Below are 16,796 nucleotides of genomic sequence, written 5' to 3'. Positions count from 1 at the left end.
GTCCTCAGGACAATAGAACGGCCCGCGGGGGCCTGCGTCAGGAGAGCGGGTGTGGACATCTTCGGGAAGCCCAAGGCGCTGCTGAGAGAGCAGGGGACGCCGTCGCCGCGCCCACGGACCACGAGGGCAAGGAGATCTGCATCCCGCACGGCACCCCCCGAGTTCGACAGCCCCAACTGGTACCATAAGCAAGTACCACATCGCACCCGAGGAGGCCAGCATGTCCATCAGCGCCAGTGAAGCCCGCAAGACCCTGTTCCCGCTCATCGAGCGAGTGAATGCGGACCGCGACGCCGTCGAGATCGTTTCCCGCAAGGGGAACGCCGTCCTCATGCCCGCGGACGAGTACGCCGCCTGGCGGGAGACCGCCTACCTGTTCCGCTCCCCGGCCAACGCCCGACGGCTGCTGGACGCCTACGAGCGAGCCCGCGCAGGGAGCGTTGAGGAGCACGCTCTGGACCGCCTGGACGGGGACGCCTGAGTGCGCCTCGTGTGGGACCGCTCCGCCTGGGAGGACTACACGCACTGGCAGACCACGGACCGCAAGGTCCTCAAACGGATCAACACCCTCATCGACGCGGCCCTGCGTGATCCCTTCGAGGGGATCGGCAAGCCCGAGCAGCTGAAGTACGGCGCGGCCGGGGCATGGTCCCGGCGCATCACGGAGGAGCACAGGCTCGTCTACCTCGTCGACGGCGAGGACCTGATCATCCTCCAGGCGAGGTATCACTACTGACATGCGCTTCACCCAGGCCGAGCTCCAACAGTTCCGCGACCGCACCGTCCCCGACCTGCTGCCGGACCCGCTGCGGCTGCTGTTCATCGGCATCAACCCCGGCCTGTGGACCGCCGCCACCGGTGCGCACTTCGCCCGCCGCGGCAACCGCTTCTACCCTGCCCTGTACCGTGCCGGGCTCACCCGACACCTGATCGACGCCTCCGACGGCTACAAGGCCGATGACCTCGCCGAGCTGCACGCCCGCGGCATCGGGATCTCCAACCTCGTCCCGCGGGCCTCCGCCCGCGCCGACGAGCTCACCGCGGAGGAGCTCGCCGCCGCCCCCGCCCGCCTGGACGCGCTCGTGGCAGCGCATGCACCGGCCGTCGTCGCCGTGTTGGGGGTGACGGCCTACCGTCAGGCATTCGGACACCCGAAGGCGGCGCTGGGGGAGCAGCAGACGCCGTGGCCGGGCACGCGGCTGTTCGTGGCGCCGAACCCCAGCGGGCTCAACGCTCACGCCACTCTGGACTCGCTCGCCGCGGATTACCGCGCGGCCGGTGCCGCGGCGGGGCTCGTGGACTGAGTGCACCCGCCGTCCCTGCGGCCGCGCTGCACGGTCGACAAGGCTCGCCGCCGGGCGCTGCCCTTGGGCCCCGATATGCTTCCCGCATGACGAGCGGGCAGACGGAACGGCGCATGAGTTGGCGAGCGATTCGCACGGAGGCGGGTTCGGCTGTGCTCCTGGTCGTCGTCACAGCGGTCGCCCTGCTCTGGGCGAACTCGCCACTCTCCGAGGCCTATTTCGGGCTGTGGGATGTCGAGATCGGGTTCGATGTCGGCGGGTTCGGACTGCACATGAACCTGCACCACTGGATCAACGACGGCCTCATGGTGGTCTTCTTCCTCGTCGTTGGCCTTGAGGTTCGACAGGAGTTCGCGCATGGGACGCTCCGAGACGCCAGCCGCGCGCGTCTCGCATTGATCGCTGGCGTCGCTGGCGTGGCCCTGCCCGCAATTCTCTACATCCTGATCGTGGCCGCCGCGGGCGGCGACGGGCTCGGTGGATGGGGCGCGGTGGTCGGTACCGACACCGCATTCCTGTTGGGTGCCCTCGCGCTCGTCGGCCCGAAACTCTCCGGCCAGTTGCGGGTGTTCCTCCTCACCCTCACCGTCGTCGATGACTTCCTCGCCGTCTCCATCATCGGCATCGTCTACAGCGACGAGATCCGGCTCGTTCCGCTGCTGGTCGCAGTCGCCTGCCTCGCCGGGTTGTGGCTTCTGGGTCGTTCGCGGCAATGGAGCGGCACACCGTACGTGCTGATTGTCATTGTGCTCTGGTTCGCGACCGTTGAATCCGGAGTCCACGCCTCCCTCGCGGGCATGGTCGCAGGACTCCTCATCCCCGCCTACCCGACGCGCCGGCAACAGGTGGTCGAGGCTCGTCAGCTGTTCCGCGACTTCTGGCAGTCGCCGAGCGCGGCATCGGCCCGCGCAGTCGATCGAGGCTTGGCGCAAGGCATCTCGGTCAATGAACGCATGCACGAGGTCTTGCGCATGCCCACCGCGCTCGTCATCGTCCCGATCTTCGCGCTCGCGAACGCCGGCGTCGACCTGCGCGGCGGCGTGCTCGTCGATTCCTTCCAGTCCTCCGTGACGTGGGGAGTCATCGTGGGTCTCGTGCTCGGCAAACTTCTCGGCATCGGTCTCGCCACCTTCGTCGCTGTGAAGCTTGGAGCCGGTCGGCTGCCCGAGGGTGTCGGGATGGGCAGCGTGTTCGGCGGCGCGGCGCTTTCGGGGATCGGGTTCACCGTGTCGCTCCTGGTGATCGGCCTCGCGTTCGGCTCGACGTCCGACCTGGGTCGGCAGGCGACCGTCGGCGTGTTGGTCGCGATGGTGCTCGCGACCGCGCTTGGTTGGCTGATCTTCCGGGTTGCTGCGAAACGCTGGGGAGAGGAGACGGCAGATCTGCCGATGGTGCTCACACCACCCGTTGATCCTGAAGTCGACCACATCCGCGGACCCGAGGACGCCCAGCTCACGCTCGTCGAGTACATCGACTTCGAATGCCCCTATTGCGCGCACGCAACGGGTTCCTGGGAGGACCTTCGCAGCCGGTTCGGGGACGATCTCCGGTATGTCGTTCGCCAGCTGCCACATCACCCTCACGGCCCCCTCGCCGCACGAGCGTCGGAGGCGGCATCGAATCAGGGGATGTTCTGGCCGTGGCTGGACTTCGTCTTCACGCGGCAAGATGCGCTCGAGCGCGAAGATCTGATCCGCTACGCCGAAGAGCTGGGCCTGGATGTCGCCCAGTTCACGGCTGACCTCGACAGCGCCGCCGTACGTGCCCGTGTGGAGCGGGATCTCGAAAGCGCTGATGCAAGCGGGGCGCACGCCACCCCGACGTTCTTCGTGGACGGCCGACGGTTGCTGGGCAGCTACGACGCTCGAACGCTCACGTCAGCCCTCGAAGCCAGCCGCCGAGGCACACGAACCCAGGAAGTGCGCTCCTGAGTCGTCGGGCGTCGCGGGGCCCGTCAGAAGAGCGGCCAGGGCACGGCCGGCGTCCGGCCGCTCGGGGCAGGGAAGATCCCGTCGTCGAGCAACTGGGCACAGCGTTCGGCAAGGGCGCCGATCTCCTCGGCACTGAGCAGCTGCACCAGCCCCCGCCCCAGCGTGCCGTCGAGCCCCTCGAGAACCCGGCCGACGCCGTCGCGCTCCTCCTCGCTCAGCTCCTCGCCGAGCCACCCCCAGAGCACGGTGCGCAGCTTGTCCTGCATATGGAAGGTGAGCCCGTGGTCCACGCCGTGTCGGTGCCCGCCGGGCATGGCGAGGATGTGGGCGCCCTTGCGGTCGGCGTTGTTGACGATCACGTCGAACACCGCCATGCGGCGCAGTGCCGGCGTGTCCTCGTGGGCCAGGACCAGCCGATTCCCGCCCTCGTCCTCACCCTCCAGGATCGTGAGCCACCCCGAGGCCGGCACCTCGTCCGCCGGGAACAGGTCCACGGCGTCCTGCTCAGGATCCTGCTCCTGCCAGAGCTGCACCATGCCCTCGCCGAAGGGGCCGTCGCGCAGCCACGTGCGCGGCACGACGTCCCACCCCAGCGCCTCGGACACCAGGTGCGCGGCCACCTCGCGGCGGGCCAGAGTTCCGGCGGGAAAGTCCCAGAGCGGGGCCTCGCCGGCCACCGGCTTGTAGACCACCGGGGTGTCACCGATCGCGCCGAAGAACGTGGCGTTGGACGCCGTCGTGATGCGGCCGGTGAGCGTCAGCTCTCCGGCCGTCAGCTCGCCGGCGGGCACGTCCGCGGCGCCCATCAGGAGTCGGGGAGAGTGCAGTCGTGACCGTCGGGGTCGATGGGCTGGCCGCAGTCGGAGCAGATCGGACGCCCGGCGTCCACGACCTCCCGGGTGCGCCGGGCGAACGCCCGGGCGGCGCCGACGGGCATCCGCACGCGCACGGCCTCGGCGTCCGCCTCGAGCGCCGGGTCGGCGTCGTCGTCGGTCAGCGGGTGCGCGTCGACGAGTACCTGCGCGGTGGTGGGGTCCCAGCCCAGGCCGATGGCCCCCACCCGGAACCACTCCTGCACCGGGTCCAGCGGATCGTTGTCCACGAGTTCCACGGGCGTGCTGGCCGGGACGCTGTGCGGATTGCCCTCCAGCGCCATGAGATCGTCGAGGATCTCGTCGATCATCTCCGCCATCAGGGCCGACTGCTGCTTCTCGAGGGCCAGGCTCACCAGCCGGGGCCCGGTGCGCACCTGCAGGTAGAACGTGCGGGCTCCGGGACGCCCGAGCGTTCCGATCACGACCCGATCCGGCCAGTCGAACTCATGGGCGGGGGCAGGTGCATCAGTCATGTCACGATCCTAGGCGTCCGCTCGTCCACCGCGCCGGGCCCGGTGCCCGCACCGCCGCCCACCGGGGCGTCGTCGGACGGGCCGAGGGCCGAGAGCCAGGACAGGTCCCCGGCGTCGGTATTGGTCGCCCAGACCCGCGGTCGGCTCGGCCCGTAGCTCACGATGGACACGGAGGCGGGCCCCACCTCGATCCGCTGGAACAGATCCAGGTGCGTGCCGAGCGCGTCGGCCAGGATCGACTTGATGACGTCCCCGTGGCTCACCGCCACCCACACCGCCCCGGGCCCGTGCTCGGCCTCGACGGCGGCGTCGTGCCGGCGGATCGCCGCCACCGCGCGGGCCTGCATGCCCGCCATGGACTCCCCGCCGGGGAAGACGACGGCGGACGGCTGGGTCTGCACCGTCGCCCACAGGGGTTCGGTGGCCAGGTCGCTGAGCGCGCGCCCCTGCCACTGGCCGTAGTCGCACTCGGTGAGGTCGTCGTCGACCAGCGAGGGCACCGTCCCCGGCTGGCGATCGAGGAGGGCGCGGGCCGTCTGCGCGCACCGCTCCAGGGGGCTGGCCACCACCGCGGCCACGGGCACGGCCGCGATGCGATCCGCGGTGCGGGCCGCCTGCTCCCGTCCGTGATCGTCCAGGCTGACCCCGGGGGTGCGGCCCGCCAGCAGTCCGGACGCGTTGGCCGTGGTGCGGCCGTGCCGCACGAGAAGTACCGTCGCCATCACTTCAGCCTACTCACGCGGCGGAGCGCCTCAGAGGGACGGGTCACGGGGCAGGGGAGTCCACCGCAGGGTGAGGCCCCCGACGGCGACCAGCGCCGCGTGGGCGTCGTCGGCGGCGTCCTCCAGCCCGTCCGCCACGTCTTCACCCGCCGAGGTGAGCAGCAGGACCGCGTGGTCGTCCGCGTCGGGCTGCTCGCCCGGGTCGGCGCGCCAGCCGCCCCTGCCCCGCACGCCGTTCTCGTCCCCGGGCAGGGAGCCCAGCCACGCGGCGGCCGCCCGGGCCGCCCCGGGGCCGACGACGTCCAGCCGCAGGGTCGCGGGGGAGCCGTCGTTGCCCGGCGGGGTGCCCCACAGCCAGTCGAGGTCCACCTGCCACGGCTGGGCGCCCGCGGGGCCGCCCGGGGACGGAGGCTGCATCACGCCTCGGCGTCCGACTGGTCCGAGGTCCAGCCCGCCTCACCGATCCACCGCAGTGCGCTGAGCGAGGGCATGAAGAGGTACTCGCCCCCGGCCATCCGGTTGAAGGTGGTGATGCCGTTGATGCGCTTGCGGGCCGGCTCGGCGGGGATGGTGAACCGTCCCTGCGTCGGGTCGTCCTCATGCAGACCGACGATCGGATCCCGCTCGGAGCCGAGGTCGACGAAGTTGCCTCCGTTGATCCACTCCTGCTGCATGAACTCGATCGTGTCGAAGGCCCGGGCGCTGATGAAGATGAAGTAGATCCCGCGGTCCTCCTTCGCGTCGTCGGCCGAGCTCACCTCCGGCGACCACCCGGGACCGAAGGTCGAGGAGCGCCGGATGATCCGCTTGATGTTCACGTCCGTCATGATCGACAGGTCGCTGTCCCGCGGGTTGAGGCGACGCATGTGGCTGGAATGCGGGCACATCAGGCCCTTCGGGTCGTCCTCGAAGGTGAAGTCGTTCCGCCGCTCCGGGTCGTTGCCCAGCTCCTCGTCGTCGTGGTCCGGGGAGAGCACCAGCGGGGCGCCGCTGCGCCACCGGCCGAACATCTTCGCGGCGATCCGGTGCTGCTCCTCCGGGTCCGGGCTCTGCGAGGCCAGGTACTCGTTGAAGGCGCCCACCCGACTGGCGAACTTGCGCAGCACCACGTAGGTCCCGTTGCGGCCCAGCACATCCGGCTGCGGCACGGCCAGCGGGGAACCGGTCTCGCTGTTCTCGCCCAGGATGAACTCGCCGGCGGAGATGGAGCGCTCCTGGCCCGGCTGTGGCCGCACCCCGCTGCCGGCCACCGTCGGCTGCGAGATGGAGTCCCGGAAGCCGAAGGGGTTCTTGTTCAGCTCGTCGACCCCGAACCGGTGGGTGGCCACCAGGGTCACTCCGGTGGAGTGCTCCAGCACCTTCTCCGCCTGGTCCAGGGCGGCGTCCAGGGCGTCGGCGTCGGCCGCGTAGATCGTCAGCGCGATGTGGCAGGCGTCCTGGGTGAACGCCTCGTCCCAGTGCTCCGGGGCGTTCGGCCCGGTGTCCATGAGCTGCTGAGCGCGGGCGGCCATCCCCTGCTGGTAGGGCAGCGGGAAGCTGGCCAGGGAGTCCTCGGGCAGCCCCAGGGCGCGCAGGCCGGCGTAGCTGATCGCCACGCCGGTCCAGGACTGCAGGTCATCGGCCCAGTCCTGCGCGGAGGTGACGTGCTCGGCCAGGCGGCGGACGAAGTCCCGGCCGCCTTCGGCCTCCTCCACGGTCAACATGGCGTGGGCGCCGACGTAGGGCTCAGGCCGCGACCGCAGCACCAGGCCCTGGATGTCGTCCAGGTCCAGCTCGACCCGCTCCCGATCGAAACGTTCCTTCAGATCCTTGAGCACGCCCATCTCAGTAGTCCACCGCCTCGGGCGTGGAGATCGTGTCGGTGAGCTGCTTCAGGGCGGCCGCGGTGTCCTCGTCCAGGTCGGTGCGCCCGGCCATCTGATCCAGGAAGGTGTTCACCGCGTCCTCGGTGCGCTGCAGTCGACGCGTGTCCACCACGGTGACCTGCGGGTTCGCCACGAACCACCCGGAGGCGGTGATCTGGTGGTCGGCGATGAAGTCCTTCACGGTCGGGCTGTCGATGCCCGGCCACCCCTCCACGTTCTGGAAGAGGAGGTCCATCAGCTCGGGGATCTTGGTGGCGAAGTCGTTGATGTACGCGTCCCAGTCGCCGTCGTAGGCCGTGGCGAAGAGGATGCGGGTGTTGTCGTCGAAGAAGACGAAGCGCATGTCGTGGAGCGTGGACACGCGCTGGGCGCCGTCCATGTTGCCGCGGGTCAGGTCGAAGATGCGCTGCAGCCGTTCGGCGCCGCCCGGCTTGAGGCGGGCGATCGCGGTCAGCTCCGAGACCTTGCCCGAGCGCATCCCCACGCGGCCGGCGGAGTCGGCCGTGCCGGACAGGTCCGGGTTGTGCTCACGGATCATCGCCTCGAGGGCGATCTTGGCCAGTGTGGGGGCGTCCTGGGCGACGTCCTCGACGGCGCGCTTGACGGCGTCGAGGCGGCTCTCGTCCTGCAGTCGGGGGTCGGGGCGGTCGTTCATGAGGTCCTCCTTCGAGAATCCTTCGGGATGAATGGTGAGGGGCGAGGCCGGGATCAGTCCGGGATCTCGTCCAGCGTCGCCGGCTCGGGGGCCGGGCGGTCGTTGAACTCGTGGCGGTAGCGGGTGGACTGCTCATAGGCGCGCTTGCGGACGCGCATGATGGAGCCCAACGGCTGGTGCTCGACCACGCCGTTCCAGGGGTTGAAGGTGAGGGCGTCGTCGCCGTAGACGCGGCGGGGATGGCTGTAGCTCTCCTGCGCCTCGATGCGCAGGGTGGCGACGGGCTGGTGCGGGGCCTCCTCCTCGTCCCACAGGACGGAGGCGTCCTCCACCGGCATGCACTCCGGGTCGGTCGCCAGCTGCGCCCGCAGGACGTACTCTGCGCTCTCACGCGAGAAGAAGTCGGCGACGATCTCGCTGATCGAGGAGAAGTCCTCCACCTTCATGTCCTGACCGGTCAGGGCGCGCACGTTCTCGGACGCCGGGGCCAGCGAGATCTTCGCGACGTGGTCCCCGTAGCGCAGGGCGCCCTGGGTGAAGTACGTCTCGCCGAGGACGTGGGCGTTGTCCCGCCCCAGGCCCTCCAGGGTGGCGCTGGGGGTCCCCCCGACGGTCTCCACCGCACCCCGGACCACGCGCGCGGCGCCCGTCGTCAGGCGCTGCAGCAGCTCGGGGGACTGGGAGTTCTTCTCCAGCAGGCTCAGCATCTCCTTGTAGCGGGCCACGGTGCCGAAGGCGAGCGTCGGGAAGTTCACCATGAGGAAGTCCTGATTGTGGCTGTCCAGATCCGGCAGCAGCCGCTTGCCCTCCATCCCCAGCACCTTCAAGGCCCAGCCCCGCGGGGCGGGAGTGCGGTCGGTGTGGATGTCCCCGGGTGCGGAGGAGAGCCGCGCCACCGCCTCGTAGGTGCCCGGACGGGCGAAGATGCCCTGCGCCAGCTCGGGAGCCAGGCCCTCGTGCACCTCCAGCGTGGCCTTGAGGACGGCGTGGCTTTTGGCGTGGGCGTCGCGGTGGGCGTGCTTGTGCTCTCCCGCCGCGCGGCGCTGTGCCGCGCCCATCTGGGCCAGGATCTCGCGGGTCAGGTCCTCCTCGCGGTCGACCGAATGCTCGATGTCGGGCGTGTACTTCACCGGTTCAGTCATCAGTGCTCTGCCTTCCCTCTCTGGAGCGCCGTGTGCGCCGCGCGGAGCCGCGCACCTGACCCTGGCGACGCTATGACTCTCCCCCTGTCAGGGCAAGGAAGGAAGCGCGCCGCAGATCCGGGAGTCGGGGCCCGGGGGCGGTGCCCCGGGGGATCTGTGACAGTGTGGCGGTGACCCGCCCCAGGGAAGCGCACCCGAGCCAGGAGAAGCATGACCGCCACCCTCGTCGCCTCCGGCCTGGCCGGCGGCCACGGCCATCGCACGCTGTTCGACGCGCTCGACCTCACCGTCGCGCCGGGGGACGTCGTCGGCGTCGTGGGGGCCAACGGCGCGGGCAAGTCCACGCTGCTGCGCATCCTCGGCGGGGACCTGGCCCCGCAGGCCGGCACCGTGTCCCTCGCCCCCTCGGACGCCTTCGTCGGCTGGCTCCCGCAGGAGCACGAGCGCGTGTCGGGGGAGACGGTGGCCGGGTACATCGCCCGCCGCACCGGCTGCGCCGAGTCCACCCGCGAGATGGACGCCTCTGCCGAGGCACTGGCCGACCCGGACGTCACCGACGCCGCCGCGGACCGCTACAACACCGCCCTCACCCGCTGGCTGGCCTCCGGCGCCGCGGACCTGGAGGAGCGCATCCCCGCCGTCCTGGCCGACCTCGGTCTGGACCTCTCCGCCTCCCCGGAACAGGTCCTCATGACCTCCCTCTCCGGTGGGCAGGCCGCCCGCGTCGGCCTCGCAGCGCTGCTGCTCTCCCGCTTCGACGTCGTGCTCCTGGACGAGCCCACCAACGACCTCGACCTCGACGGCCTGACCCGCCTGGAGGCCTTTGTGCAGGAGCTGCGCGGCGGCGTCGTGCTGGTGAGCCACGACCGCGAGTTCCTGGCCCGCTGCGTCACCCGCGTCCTGGAGCTCGACCTCGCCCAGCGCACCAACCGCGTCTACGGCGGCGGCTACGAGGCCTACCTCGAGGAGCGGGCCACCCTCCGCCGCCAGGCCCGGGAGAGGTACGAGGAGTTCGCCGAGCAGAAGCAGGACCTCGTCTCCCGCGCCCGCACCCAGCGGGAGTGGTCCAGCCAGGGCGTGCGCAACGCGATGAAGAAGTCCCCGGACAACGACAAGCTGCGCCGCAAGGCCAACAGTGAGTCGAGCGAGAAGCAGGCCCAGAAGGTCCGGCAGATGGAGAGCCGCATCGCGCGCCTGGAGGAGGTGGAGGAGCCGCGCAAGGAGTGGAGGCTGGAGTTCACCATCGGTGCGGCGCCGCGCTCCAGCTCGGTGGTCGCCACCCTCAACGACGCCGTGTTCCGGCAGGGCGGCTTCACGCTCGGCCCGGTGTCCCTCCAGGTGAACGCGGGGGAGCGGATCGGCATCACCGGGCCCAACGGGGCCGGCAAGTCCACCCTGCTGCGCGGGCTGCTGGGCCGCCAGGCCCCGGACGAGGGCATGGCCGCCCTGGGATCCAGCGTGCAGATCGGGGAGATCGACCAGGCGCGCTCGCTGCTGGCCGGGACCGTCCCGCTCGCCGCGGCCGTCGAGGCGCTCGTGCCCGAGATGGCCTCCGGGGAGGTGCGCACCCTGCTGGCCAAGTTCGGCCTCAGGGCCGACCACGTGAACCGCCCCGTGGACGAGCTCTCGCCCGGCGAGCGCACCCGGGCATCCCTGGCCCTGCTCCAGGCCCGCGGGGTGAACGTCCTCGTGCTCGACGAGCCCACCAACCACCTGGATCTGGAGGCCATCGAGCAGCTCGAGCAGGCGCTGGAGACCTATGAGGGCGCCCTGCTGCTCGTCACCCACGACCGCCGCATGCTGGACACCGTCCGCACCGACCGCCGCTGGCAGGTCCAGGACGGGCGGGTGACGGAGCGCTGATGCCCCGGGCGCGGCGGCCGCGGCGTGAGGTTGGTGGGCGCCGTCACCCTTGCCCGAGATTCGGTTGTGTACGACCATGAGAGTTCAGTCCCCACCGACGAAAGGGCCCCAGACATGTCCCGCATCCTGATGATCCTCACTTCGCACGACCAGCTGGGAGACACCGGCCGCAAGACCGGGTTCTGGCTCGAGGAGTTCGCCTCGCCCTACTACGTCTTCACGGACGCCGGCCACGAGGTCACCCTGGCCTCGCCCCGCGGCGGCCAGCCGCCCATCGACCCGACGAGCTCGCAGCCGGAGATGCAGACCGACGCCACCCGCCGGTTCGACCAGGACGAGGAGGCCAAGGCCGCCCTGGCCCACACCACGCCCCTGGCCCAGGTGGACGTGGACGGGTTCGACGCCGTCTTCTACCCGGGCGGTCACGGCCCGCTGTGGGACCTGGTGTCCGACGCCGACTCCACGCGGATCATCCTCGACAGCGACGCGGCCGGGCGCCCGCTCGGCCTCGTCTGCCACGCGCCCGGGATCCTGCACCCGATCACCGCCGCCGACGGCACCCCGTTCGTACGCGGCCGTCAGGTCGCCGGGTTCACCAACGGCGAGGAGGAGGCCGCCCAGCTGACGGACGTCGTCCCGTTCCTCGTCGAGGACTCGCTGATCGCCGCCGGCGCGGACTACCGCAAGGGCCCGGATCAGGAGAGCTTCGTGGTCACGGACGGCACCCTGGTGACCGGTCAGAACCCGGCCTCCTCCGCCGACGCCGCCCGCCGCGTCCTCGACCTGCTCGCGCGCTGACCCCCCCGCCGAGCCCACCACTTCGACCCCGAGGAGACCACTCGATGAGCACCCCCACCCGCACGCGCGAGATCCACCTCGCCTCCCGCCCCCACGGCGCCCCGACGCCGGAGAACTTCCGCCTCACGGAGGTCGAGCTCCCCGAGCTCGCCGAAGGCCAGGTCCTCGTGCGCAACACCGTGATGTCCGTGGACCCGTACATGCGCGGCCGCATGAACGACGTCGAGTCCTACGTGCCCCCGTTCCAGCTCGACGCCCCCCTCGACGGCGGCGCGGTGGGCACCGTGATCGCCTCGCGCCACGCGGACGTGCCGGAGGGCACGTCCGTGCTCCACGGCCTCGGCTGGCGCGAGCACGCCGTCCTCGACGGCGACACCGTCCAGGCCGTGGACACCTCCCAGTTCTCGGACAGCACCTACCTGGGCGTGCTGGGCATGACGGGTCTGACCGCCTACACGGGCCTCGTGCACGTGGCCGAGATGCAGGAGGGCGACGCCGTGTTCATCTCGGGCGCCGCGGGGGCCGTCGGCTCGGTCGCCGGCCAGATCGCCCGCCTCCTGGGCGCCTCGCGCGTCGTCGGCTCGGCCGGCACGCCCGAGAAGGTGGCGTGGGTGAAGGAGCTGGGCTTCGACGCCGCGTTCAACTACCACGACGGCTCGCCCACGGACCTGCTGGCCGAGGCCGCGCCGGAGGGGATCGACGTCTACTTCGACAACGTGGGCGGCGACCACCTCGAGGCCGCCATCGCCGCGATGCGGGTCGACGGCCGCGTGGCGATGTGCGGTGCGATCGCCCAGTACAACTCGACGGAGCCGCCGGCCGCCCCGCGCAACCTCGCCCTGGCGATCGGCAAGCGGCTGACCCTGCGCGGCTTCGTCCTGCAGAAGTACGCGGCGCAGGTCCGTCCCGAGTTCCTCGAGCGCGTGGGCCCGTGGGTCGCCGACGGGAAGATCCAGTGGGACGAGACCGTCCGGGAGGGTCTGGAGAACGCGCCCCAGGCGTTCATCGACCTGCTCGAGGGCGCCAACACGGGGAAGATGGTCGTGCGGCTGTGACGAGCGACGGCGCACTCGGGGGCGGCATGGCCGCCTTCCGGCATCAGGGCCTGACCTTCGACGTCCGCGACGGCGGGCCGGCCGAGGGGGAGGTGGTCCTGCTGCTGCACGGCTTCCCGCAGGACGCCACGTCCTGGAGGCACGTCGAGCCGCTGCTGCACGCCGCGGGGCTGCGCACGCTCGCCCCGGACCAGCGCGGCTACTCCCCGGGAGCCGCTCCGCGGGCGACGGCGGCCTACCGCCTCCCGGCGCTCGTGGGGGACGCCGTCGCGCTGGCGGACGCGGTGGGGGCGCGGCGCGTCCACGTCGTCGGCCATGACTGGGGCGGCGCCGTCGCCTGGGCGCTGGCCACCGCCCACCCCGAGCGCGTCGCGTCCCTGACCGTCCTGTCCACGCCGCACCCGGCCGCCCTGGCTCGCGCCTTGCGCGGCCCTGACCAGCTGCGCCGCAGCTGGTACATCGCCGCCTTCCAGGCACCGTCCCTCCCCGAACGGATCCTCGCGCGACGGCTGGGCTCCCTGCTGCAGCGGGGGCAGGTCCCCGGGGCGGAGCACTACGCCCGCCGGTTCTCCACCCCGCAGAGCCTGCGCGGCCCGGTGAACTGGTATCGGGCGAACCCGGATCTGGTGACCACCACGAGCAGCTCGCCCGTGTCGGTCCCCACCACGTACGTGTGGGGCACCCGGGACGCGGCCCTGGGGCCGCGGGCCGCCGAGCTCACGGCCGGGCAGGTGGCGGGGGAGTACCGGTTCGTGAAGCTCGACGCGGACCACTGGCTGCCCGAGCGCGAGGCGGACGCCGTCGCCCGGGCGATCCTGGACCGGGTGCGCTGACCGCGCTCCGCGCGCGGGCCGCTCCCGCCGTCTCAGCGCGGCCCGACGGCCTCGGTGATCCGGTTCAGCTGGTCCATGAGGACCTGGCGCTCGGCGACGTCGAGGGGGATCCGGGTGAGGGCGTCCGCCGGGACCGTCCGGGCGGACGCCCGCAGCGCCCGCCCCTCGTCCGTCAGCCGCACCAGCACGCGCCTCTCGTCGCGGACGTCGCGCTCCCGCGTGACGAGCCCCATGCCGGCCAGGCGCCGCACCAGAGGCGTGATGGTGCCGTTGTCCATGCCGAGCCTGTCCCGCAGCGCGCCGACCCCCAGCGCCCCGGCGTCCGGTGTCGACGCATCCGTCTCGGCCGAGGCATCACTCTCCGCCTGCCACAGGGTGAGCATCACGAGGTACTGCGGGTAGGTGAGGCCGAGGCGGGACAGCAGGGGGCCGTAGCCGCGCGTGACGGCGCGCGCCGCCCGGTGCAGGGCGAAGCAGAGCTGGTCCTCGAGGGCGAGGCTGGGGGTCGGCGCGGCATCCATGGGAGCGATTCTAGTGGTCGCTGGGGAGCGACTTGGTTGCGCGCGACCTAACAGGGTGGCAGGCTGGAGCCGACTCGTCCCGCACGGGGCGGGCGGATGAAAGGACCTCCCATGGAGACCATCTACACCGCCGAGGCGCTCAGCACCGGCGCCGGCCGCGACGGCCATGTCCGCACCACCGACGGGCGGGTCGACCTCGACCTCGCCGTGCCCACCGAAATGGGCGGCTCCGGCCAGGGCACCAACCCCGAGCAGCTGTTCGCCGCCGGCTACGCCGCGTGCTTCCACTCGGCCCTGCAGATGGTCGCCCGTGCCTCCCGTGCCGACATCACCGACTCCTCCGTCGGCGCGCGCGTGGGCATCGGCCGCCAGGGTGAGGGCTTCGGCCTGGAGGTCACCCTCGAGGTCGTGCTCCCCAATGTCCCCGCGGACCAGGCCCGCGCCCTCATGGAGCAGGCGCATCAGGTGTGCCCCTATTCGAACGCCACCCGGGGCAACATCGACGTCGTCCTCGAGCTCGGGGAGGCGTGATGACGAAGCGCCGGCAGTCCGCCCCCCTCTCCCAGACCGCCGCCCGCCTCGGCCTCGGCGGGTTCATGACCGCCGCGGGGCTGTCCCACCTCACCGTGGCGCGCCGTGAGTTCCGCGCCCAGGTGCCCTCGTGGGTCCCGCTCCCGGCGGACCTCGTGGTGCTCGGATCCGGCGTGGCCGAGATCGGCCTCGGGGCCGCTCTGCTGGCGCTCCCCGGGCAGCGCCGCCTGACCGGCACCGCCCTGGCGGCCTTCTACACCGCGATCTACCCCGGGAACATCGGGCAGTACGCCGAGCGCAAGGACGGCTTCGGGCTGGACACCGACGGCCGCCGCCTGGCGCGGCTGTTCGGCCAGCCCGCCCTCATCGCGGCCGCCCTGTGGGCTGCCGGAATCCCCGAGCGGGAGCAGGGCGGGCGCCGCTGACGCCGTCGCCGGTCCTGCGGTCCCGGGCCGGCTCCGGGCGCGTGCCCGGAGCCGGCGTGATCTCACCCCGCCGCGAGGCGCGGCCCACTGTAGGGTGCCCCGTCGCAGGTGTCCCGCAGGTGTCCGGTCTTGCGGGCCGTCAGCCCTGACGCATCGTCCCGGTCTCGAGGAAGCGCTGGTGCCAGGACAGGGCCTCGCCCAACAGGTGCGGGGTGTGCAGGCCGTCCGACTCACGCATCGCGCGGTCGAAGTAGTCCCGCAGCTGCTCCCTGTAGTCCGGGTGCGCGCACGTGTCGATGATCGTGCGGGCGCGCTGCTTGGGGGAGAGGCCGCGCAGGTCGGCCAGCCCCTGCTCGGTGACCACCACGTGCACGTCGTGCTCGGTGTGGTCCACGTGCGAGACCATCGGCACGATGCAGGAGATGTCCCCGCCCTTGGCCGTGGACGGGGTGAGGAAGAACGAGGTGAACGCGTTGCGGGCGAAGTCGCCGGAGCCGCCGAGACCGTTCATCATCTTCGTGCCCATCAGGTGCGTGGAGTTCACGTTGCCGTACAGGTCGGCCTCGAGCATGCCGTTCATGGCGAGGATGCCGAGCCGGCGCACGAGCTCGGGGTGGTTGGAGATCTCCTGGGTGCGCAGGATCAGCTTGTCCCGATACTTCGCGGCGTTGTCGTTGAACCGTTCGGCGGCCTCGGTGGACAGCGAGAACGCGGTCGCGGACGCGGTCGCCAGCGTGCCGGAGTCCAGGGCGTCGAGCATGCCGTCCTGCACCACCTCGGTGAACGCGGACAGGCCCGTGAACCGGGACTTCACCAGCTCGGACATCACCGCGTTCGCGATGTTGCCCACGCCCGACTGCAGCGGCAGCAGCCGCTCGTCGTACCGGCCCTGGGCCACCTCGTGCTCGAAGAACTCCACGAGGTGCTGGGCGATCGCGATCGAGTCCGCGTCGGCGGGCTTGAAGGCGGAGTTGCGGTCCGGGGCGTGGGTCTCGACGACGGCCACCACCTTGGCCGGATCGCACCGCAGGTACGTCTCACCGATGCGGTCCGCCGGGTGGGTGAGCATGATCGGCGAGCGGTGCGGGGGCAGCGCGGTGCCGTAGTAGACGTCATGCAGACCCTCGAGGTCCTCGCTCTGCCACGAGTTGACCTCGAGGATCACCTGATCCGCCAGGTCGATCCAGGACTTGTTGTTGCCCACGGAGGAGCTGGGGACGAGACGGCCGTCCTCGCGGATCCCGGACACCTCGATCACCGCGGTGGTCATGGGCCCGTAGAAGCCGTTCCACACGGCCTGCGCCAGGTGGGACAGGTGCGTGTCGATGTACTCGATGGCGCCCGCGTTGATCTTGGCGCGCATCGTCGGGTCCGACTGGAACGGGGTGCGCAGCGCGACGGCGTCCGCCTCGGCCAGAGCGCCGTCCATCTCTGCGGAGGTGGACGCCCCCGTGTGGAGGTTGATGCGGAACTCCTCGCCGCGCGCGTGCAGCGCCTTCGCGCGCTCGGCCAGCGCCATCGGCACGGCCTTCGGGTAGCCGGACCCCGTGAACCCGCTCATGCCCACGGTGGTGCCGTGCTGGATGAACGCCGCCGCCTCCGCGGCGGACATCACCTTCGACCGGAGGCCGGGGTGGTGGATGCGGGACGACATGGGTGAGGCCTCCGTGCGGGTGAGACGAGTCGAGCGAGAGCGCTGTGACGTGGAACAGCGATCAGCGTACCCGCGTCACGGGTGGCCGTGGGGATGATCACGCCGGAGGTCACCGAGCCCGCCCTGCGTGATCGACGACGGCGAACAGG

At 71.5% G+C, this 16,796-nt stretch carries 19 protein-coding genes; 10 read left to right on the top strand and 9 right to left on the bottom strand.

All coding sequences use genetic code 11. The features are described 5' to 3' along the window. The first annotated feature begins 220 nt into the window (after positions 1-220). The 4 genes from AC3RKA_RS07810 (at position 221) to nhaA (ending at position 3,235) form a co-directional block, all read left to right on the top strand. Positions 221-481 carry a type II toxin-antitoxin system Phd/YefM family antitoxin gene (locus tag AC3RKA_RS07810; protein ID WP_489727075.1) on the top strand — a complete coding sequence of 87 codons (261 nt, stop codon included), beginning with the start codon at positions 221-223 and terminating at the stop codon, positions 479-481. Then, positions 482-736, top strand: a complete 255-nt coding sequence (locus tag AC3RKA_RS07805) for a Txe/YoeB family addiction module toxin (protein ID WP_049159304.1) — start codon at positions 482-484, stop codon at positions 734-736. It abuts the gene before it with no gap. Between the two features lies 1 nt (position 737). Continuing rightward, the gene (locus AC3RKA_RS07800) at positions 738-1,304 is read left to right on the top strand and encodes a mismatch-specific DNA-glycosylase (RefSeq protein ID WP_206397003.1); all 567 of its coding nucleotides are present in this window, start codon (positions 738-740) and stop codon (positions 1,302-1,304) included. A gap of 86 nt (positions 1,305-1,390) precedes the next feature. After that, on the top strand, positions 1,391-3,235 hold the full coding sequence (nhaA, locus tag AC3RKA_RS07795) for a Na+/H+ antiporter NhaA (RefSeq protein WP_489727074.1): 1,845 nt from the start codon (positions 1,391-1,393) through the stop codon (positions 3,233-3,235). Between the two features lie 23 nt (positions 3,236-3,258). Here nhaA and AC3RKA_RS07790 read toward each other — a convergent pair whose 3' ends face one another. The 7 genes from AC3RKA_RS07790 to AC3RKA_RS07760 are packed head-to-tail and all read right to left on the bottom strand — an operon-like array spanning position 3,259 to position 8,967. Beyond that, positions 3,259-4,041: an SCO1664 family protein gene (locus AC3RKA_RS07790; RefSeq protein WP_489727073.1), complete on the bottom strand. Its 783-nt coding sequence runs from the start codon at positions 4,039-4,041 to the stop codon at positions 3,259-3,261. Next, entirely contained in the window at positions 4,041-4,583 is a 543-nt protein-coding gene (locus AC3RKA_RS07785; RefSeq protein ID WP_098470638.1) for a DUF3090 domain-containing protein, read from the bottom strand. The genes AC3RKA_RS07790 and AC3RKA_RS07785 overlap by 1 nt, the downstream gene beginning before the upstream one ends. Continuing rightward, entirely contained in the window at positions 4,580-5,305 is a 726-nt protein-coding gene (locus AC3RKA_RS07780; protein ID WP_489727072.1) for a histidine phosphatase family protein, read from the bottom strand. Before AC3RKA_RS07780 ends, AC3RKA_RS07785 begins: the two co-directional genes overlap by 4 nt. 30 nt (positions 5,306-5,335) lie before the next feature. Next, positions 5,336-5,722 carry a hypothetical protein gene (locus AC3RKA_RS07775; RefSeq protein WP_406905382.1) on the bottom strand — a complete coding sequence of 129 codons (387 nt, stop codon included), beginning with the start codon at positions 5,720-5,722 and terminating at the stop codon, positions 5,336-5,338. Further along, positions 5,722-7,128, bottom strand: a complete 1,407-nt coding sequence (locus tag AC3RKA_RS07770) for a Dyp-type peroxidase (protein WP_489727071.1) — start codon at positions 7,126-7,128, stop codon at positions 5,722-5,724. Before AC3RKA_RS07770 ends, AC3RKA_RS07775 begins: the two co-directional genes overlap by 1 nt. Before the next feature lies 1 nt (position 7,129). Further along, positions 7,130-7,825: a hypothetical protein gene (locus AC3RKA_RS07765; protein ID WP_002855262.1), complete on the bottom strand. Its 696-nt coding sequence runs from the start codon at positions 7,823-7,825 to the stop codon at positions 7,130-7,132. Between the two features lie 53 nt (positions 7,826-7,878). Next, positions 7,879-8,967 (bottom strand): catalase family protein, encoded by a 1,089-nt coding sequence (locus tag AC3RKA_RS07760; RefSeq protein ID WP_489727070.1) that lies wholly within the window; start codon positions 8,965-8,967, stop codon positions 7,879-7,881. 210 nt (positions 8,968-9,177) lie between these two features. On the opposite strand from AC3RKA_RS07760, the gene AC3RKA_RS07755 reads away from it, so the two are divergent. From AC3RKA_RS07755 to AC3RKA_RS07740, 4 genes are all read left to right on the top strand, one after another. Next, entirely contained in the window at positions 9,178-10,830 is a 1,653-nt protein-coding gene (locus AC3RKA_RS07755; protein ID WP_095694799.1) for an ABC-F family ATP-binding cassette domain-containing protein, read from the top strand. 114 nt (positions 10,831-10,944) lie between these two features. After that, a complete protein-coding gene (locus AC3RKA_RS07750) occupies positions 10,945-11,628 on the top strand; it encodes a type 1 glutamine amidotransferase domain-containing protein (protein ID WP_049145882.1) in 684 nt (227 codons plus the stop codon). Between the two features lie 44 nt (positions 11,629-11,672). Beyond that, positions 11,673-12,683, top strand: a complete 1,011-nt coding sequence (locus AC3RKA_RS07745; RefSeq protein WP_002855256.1) for an NADP-dependent oxidoreductase — start codon at positions 11,673-11,675, stop codon at positions 12,681-12,683. A gap of 26 nt (positions 12,684-12,709) precedes the next feature. Beyond that, on the top strand, positions 12,710-13,516 hold the full coding sequence (locus tag AC3RKA_RS07740) for an alpha/beta fold hydrolase (RefSeq protein ID WP_489727069.1): 807 nt from the start codon (positions 12,710-12,712) through the stop codon (positions 13,514-13,516). Between the two features lie 32 nt (positions 13,517-13,548). Here AC3RKA_RS07740 and AC3RKA_RS07735 read toward each other — a convergent pair whose 3' ends face one another. Next, positions 13,549-14,037: a MarR family winged helix-turn-helix transcriptional regulator gene (locus AC3RKA_RS07735; RefSeq protein WP_098470631.1), complete on the bottom strand. Its 489-nt coding sequence runs from the start codon at positions 14,035-14,037 to the stop codon at positions 13,549-13,551. A 111-nt stretch (positions 14,038-14,148) separates the two neighbouring features. On the opposite strand from AC3RKA_RS07735, the gene AC3RKA_RS07730 reads away from it, so the two are divergent. After that, positions 14,149-14,568 carry an organic hydroperoxide resistance protein gene (locus AC3RKA_RS07730; RefSeq protein ID WP_002855232.1) on the top strand — a complete coding sequence of 140 codons (420 nt, stop codon included), beginning with the start codon at positions 14,149-14,151 and terminating at the stop codon, positions 14,566-14,568. After that, positions 14,568-14,993: a DoxX family protein gene (locus AC3RKA_RS07725; protein ID WP_002855230.1), complete on the top strand. Its 426-nt coding sequence runs from the start codon at positions 14,568-14,570 to the stop codon at positions 14,991-14,993. Before AC3RKA_RS07730 ends, AC3RKA_RS07725 begins: the two co-directional genes overlap by 1 nt. Positions 14,994-15,132: 139 nt before the next feature. On the opposite strand, the gene scpC is transcribed toward AC3RKA_RS07725, so the two are convergent. Continuing rightward, positions 15,133-16,647: a succinyl-CoA:acetate CoA-transferase ScpC gene (gene scpC, locus AC3RKA_RS07720; protein ID WP_489727068.1), complete on the bottom strand. Its 1,515-nt coding sequence runs from the start codon at positions 16,645-16,647 to the stop codon at positions 15,133-15,135. Positions 16,648-16,796: the final 149 nt, after the last annotated feature.

This window comes from Micrococcus sp. iso_229 (assembly GCF_058072725.1).
The sequence above is the reverse complement of the archived record's forward strand: the minus strand, read 5'-3'. Positions and strand labels throughout refer to the sequence as shown.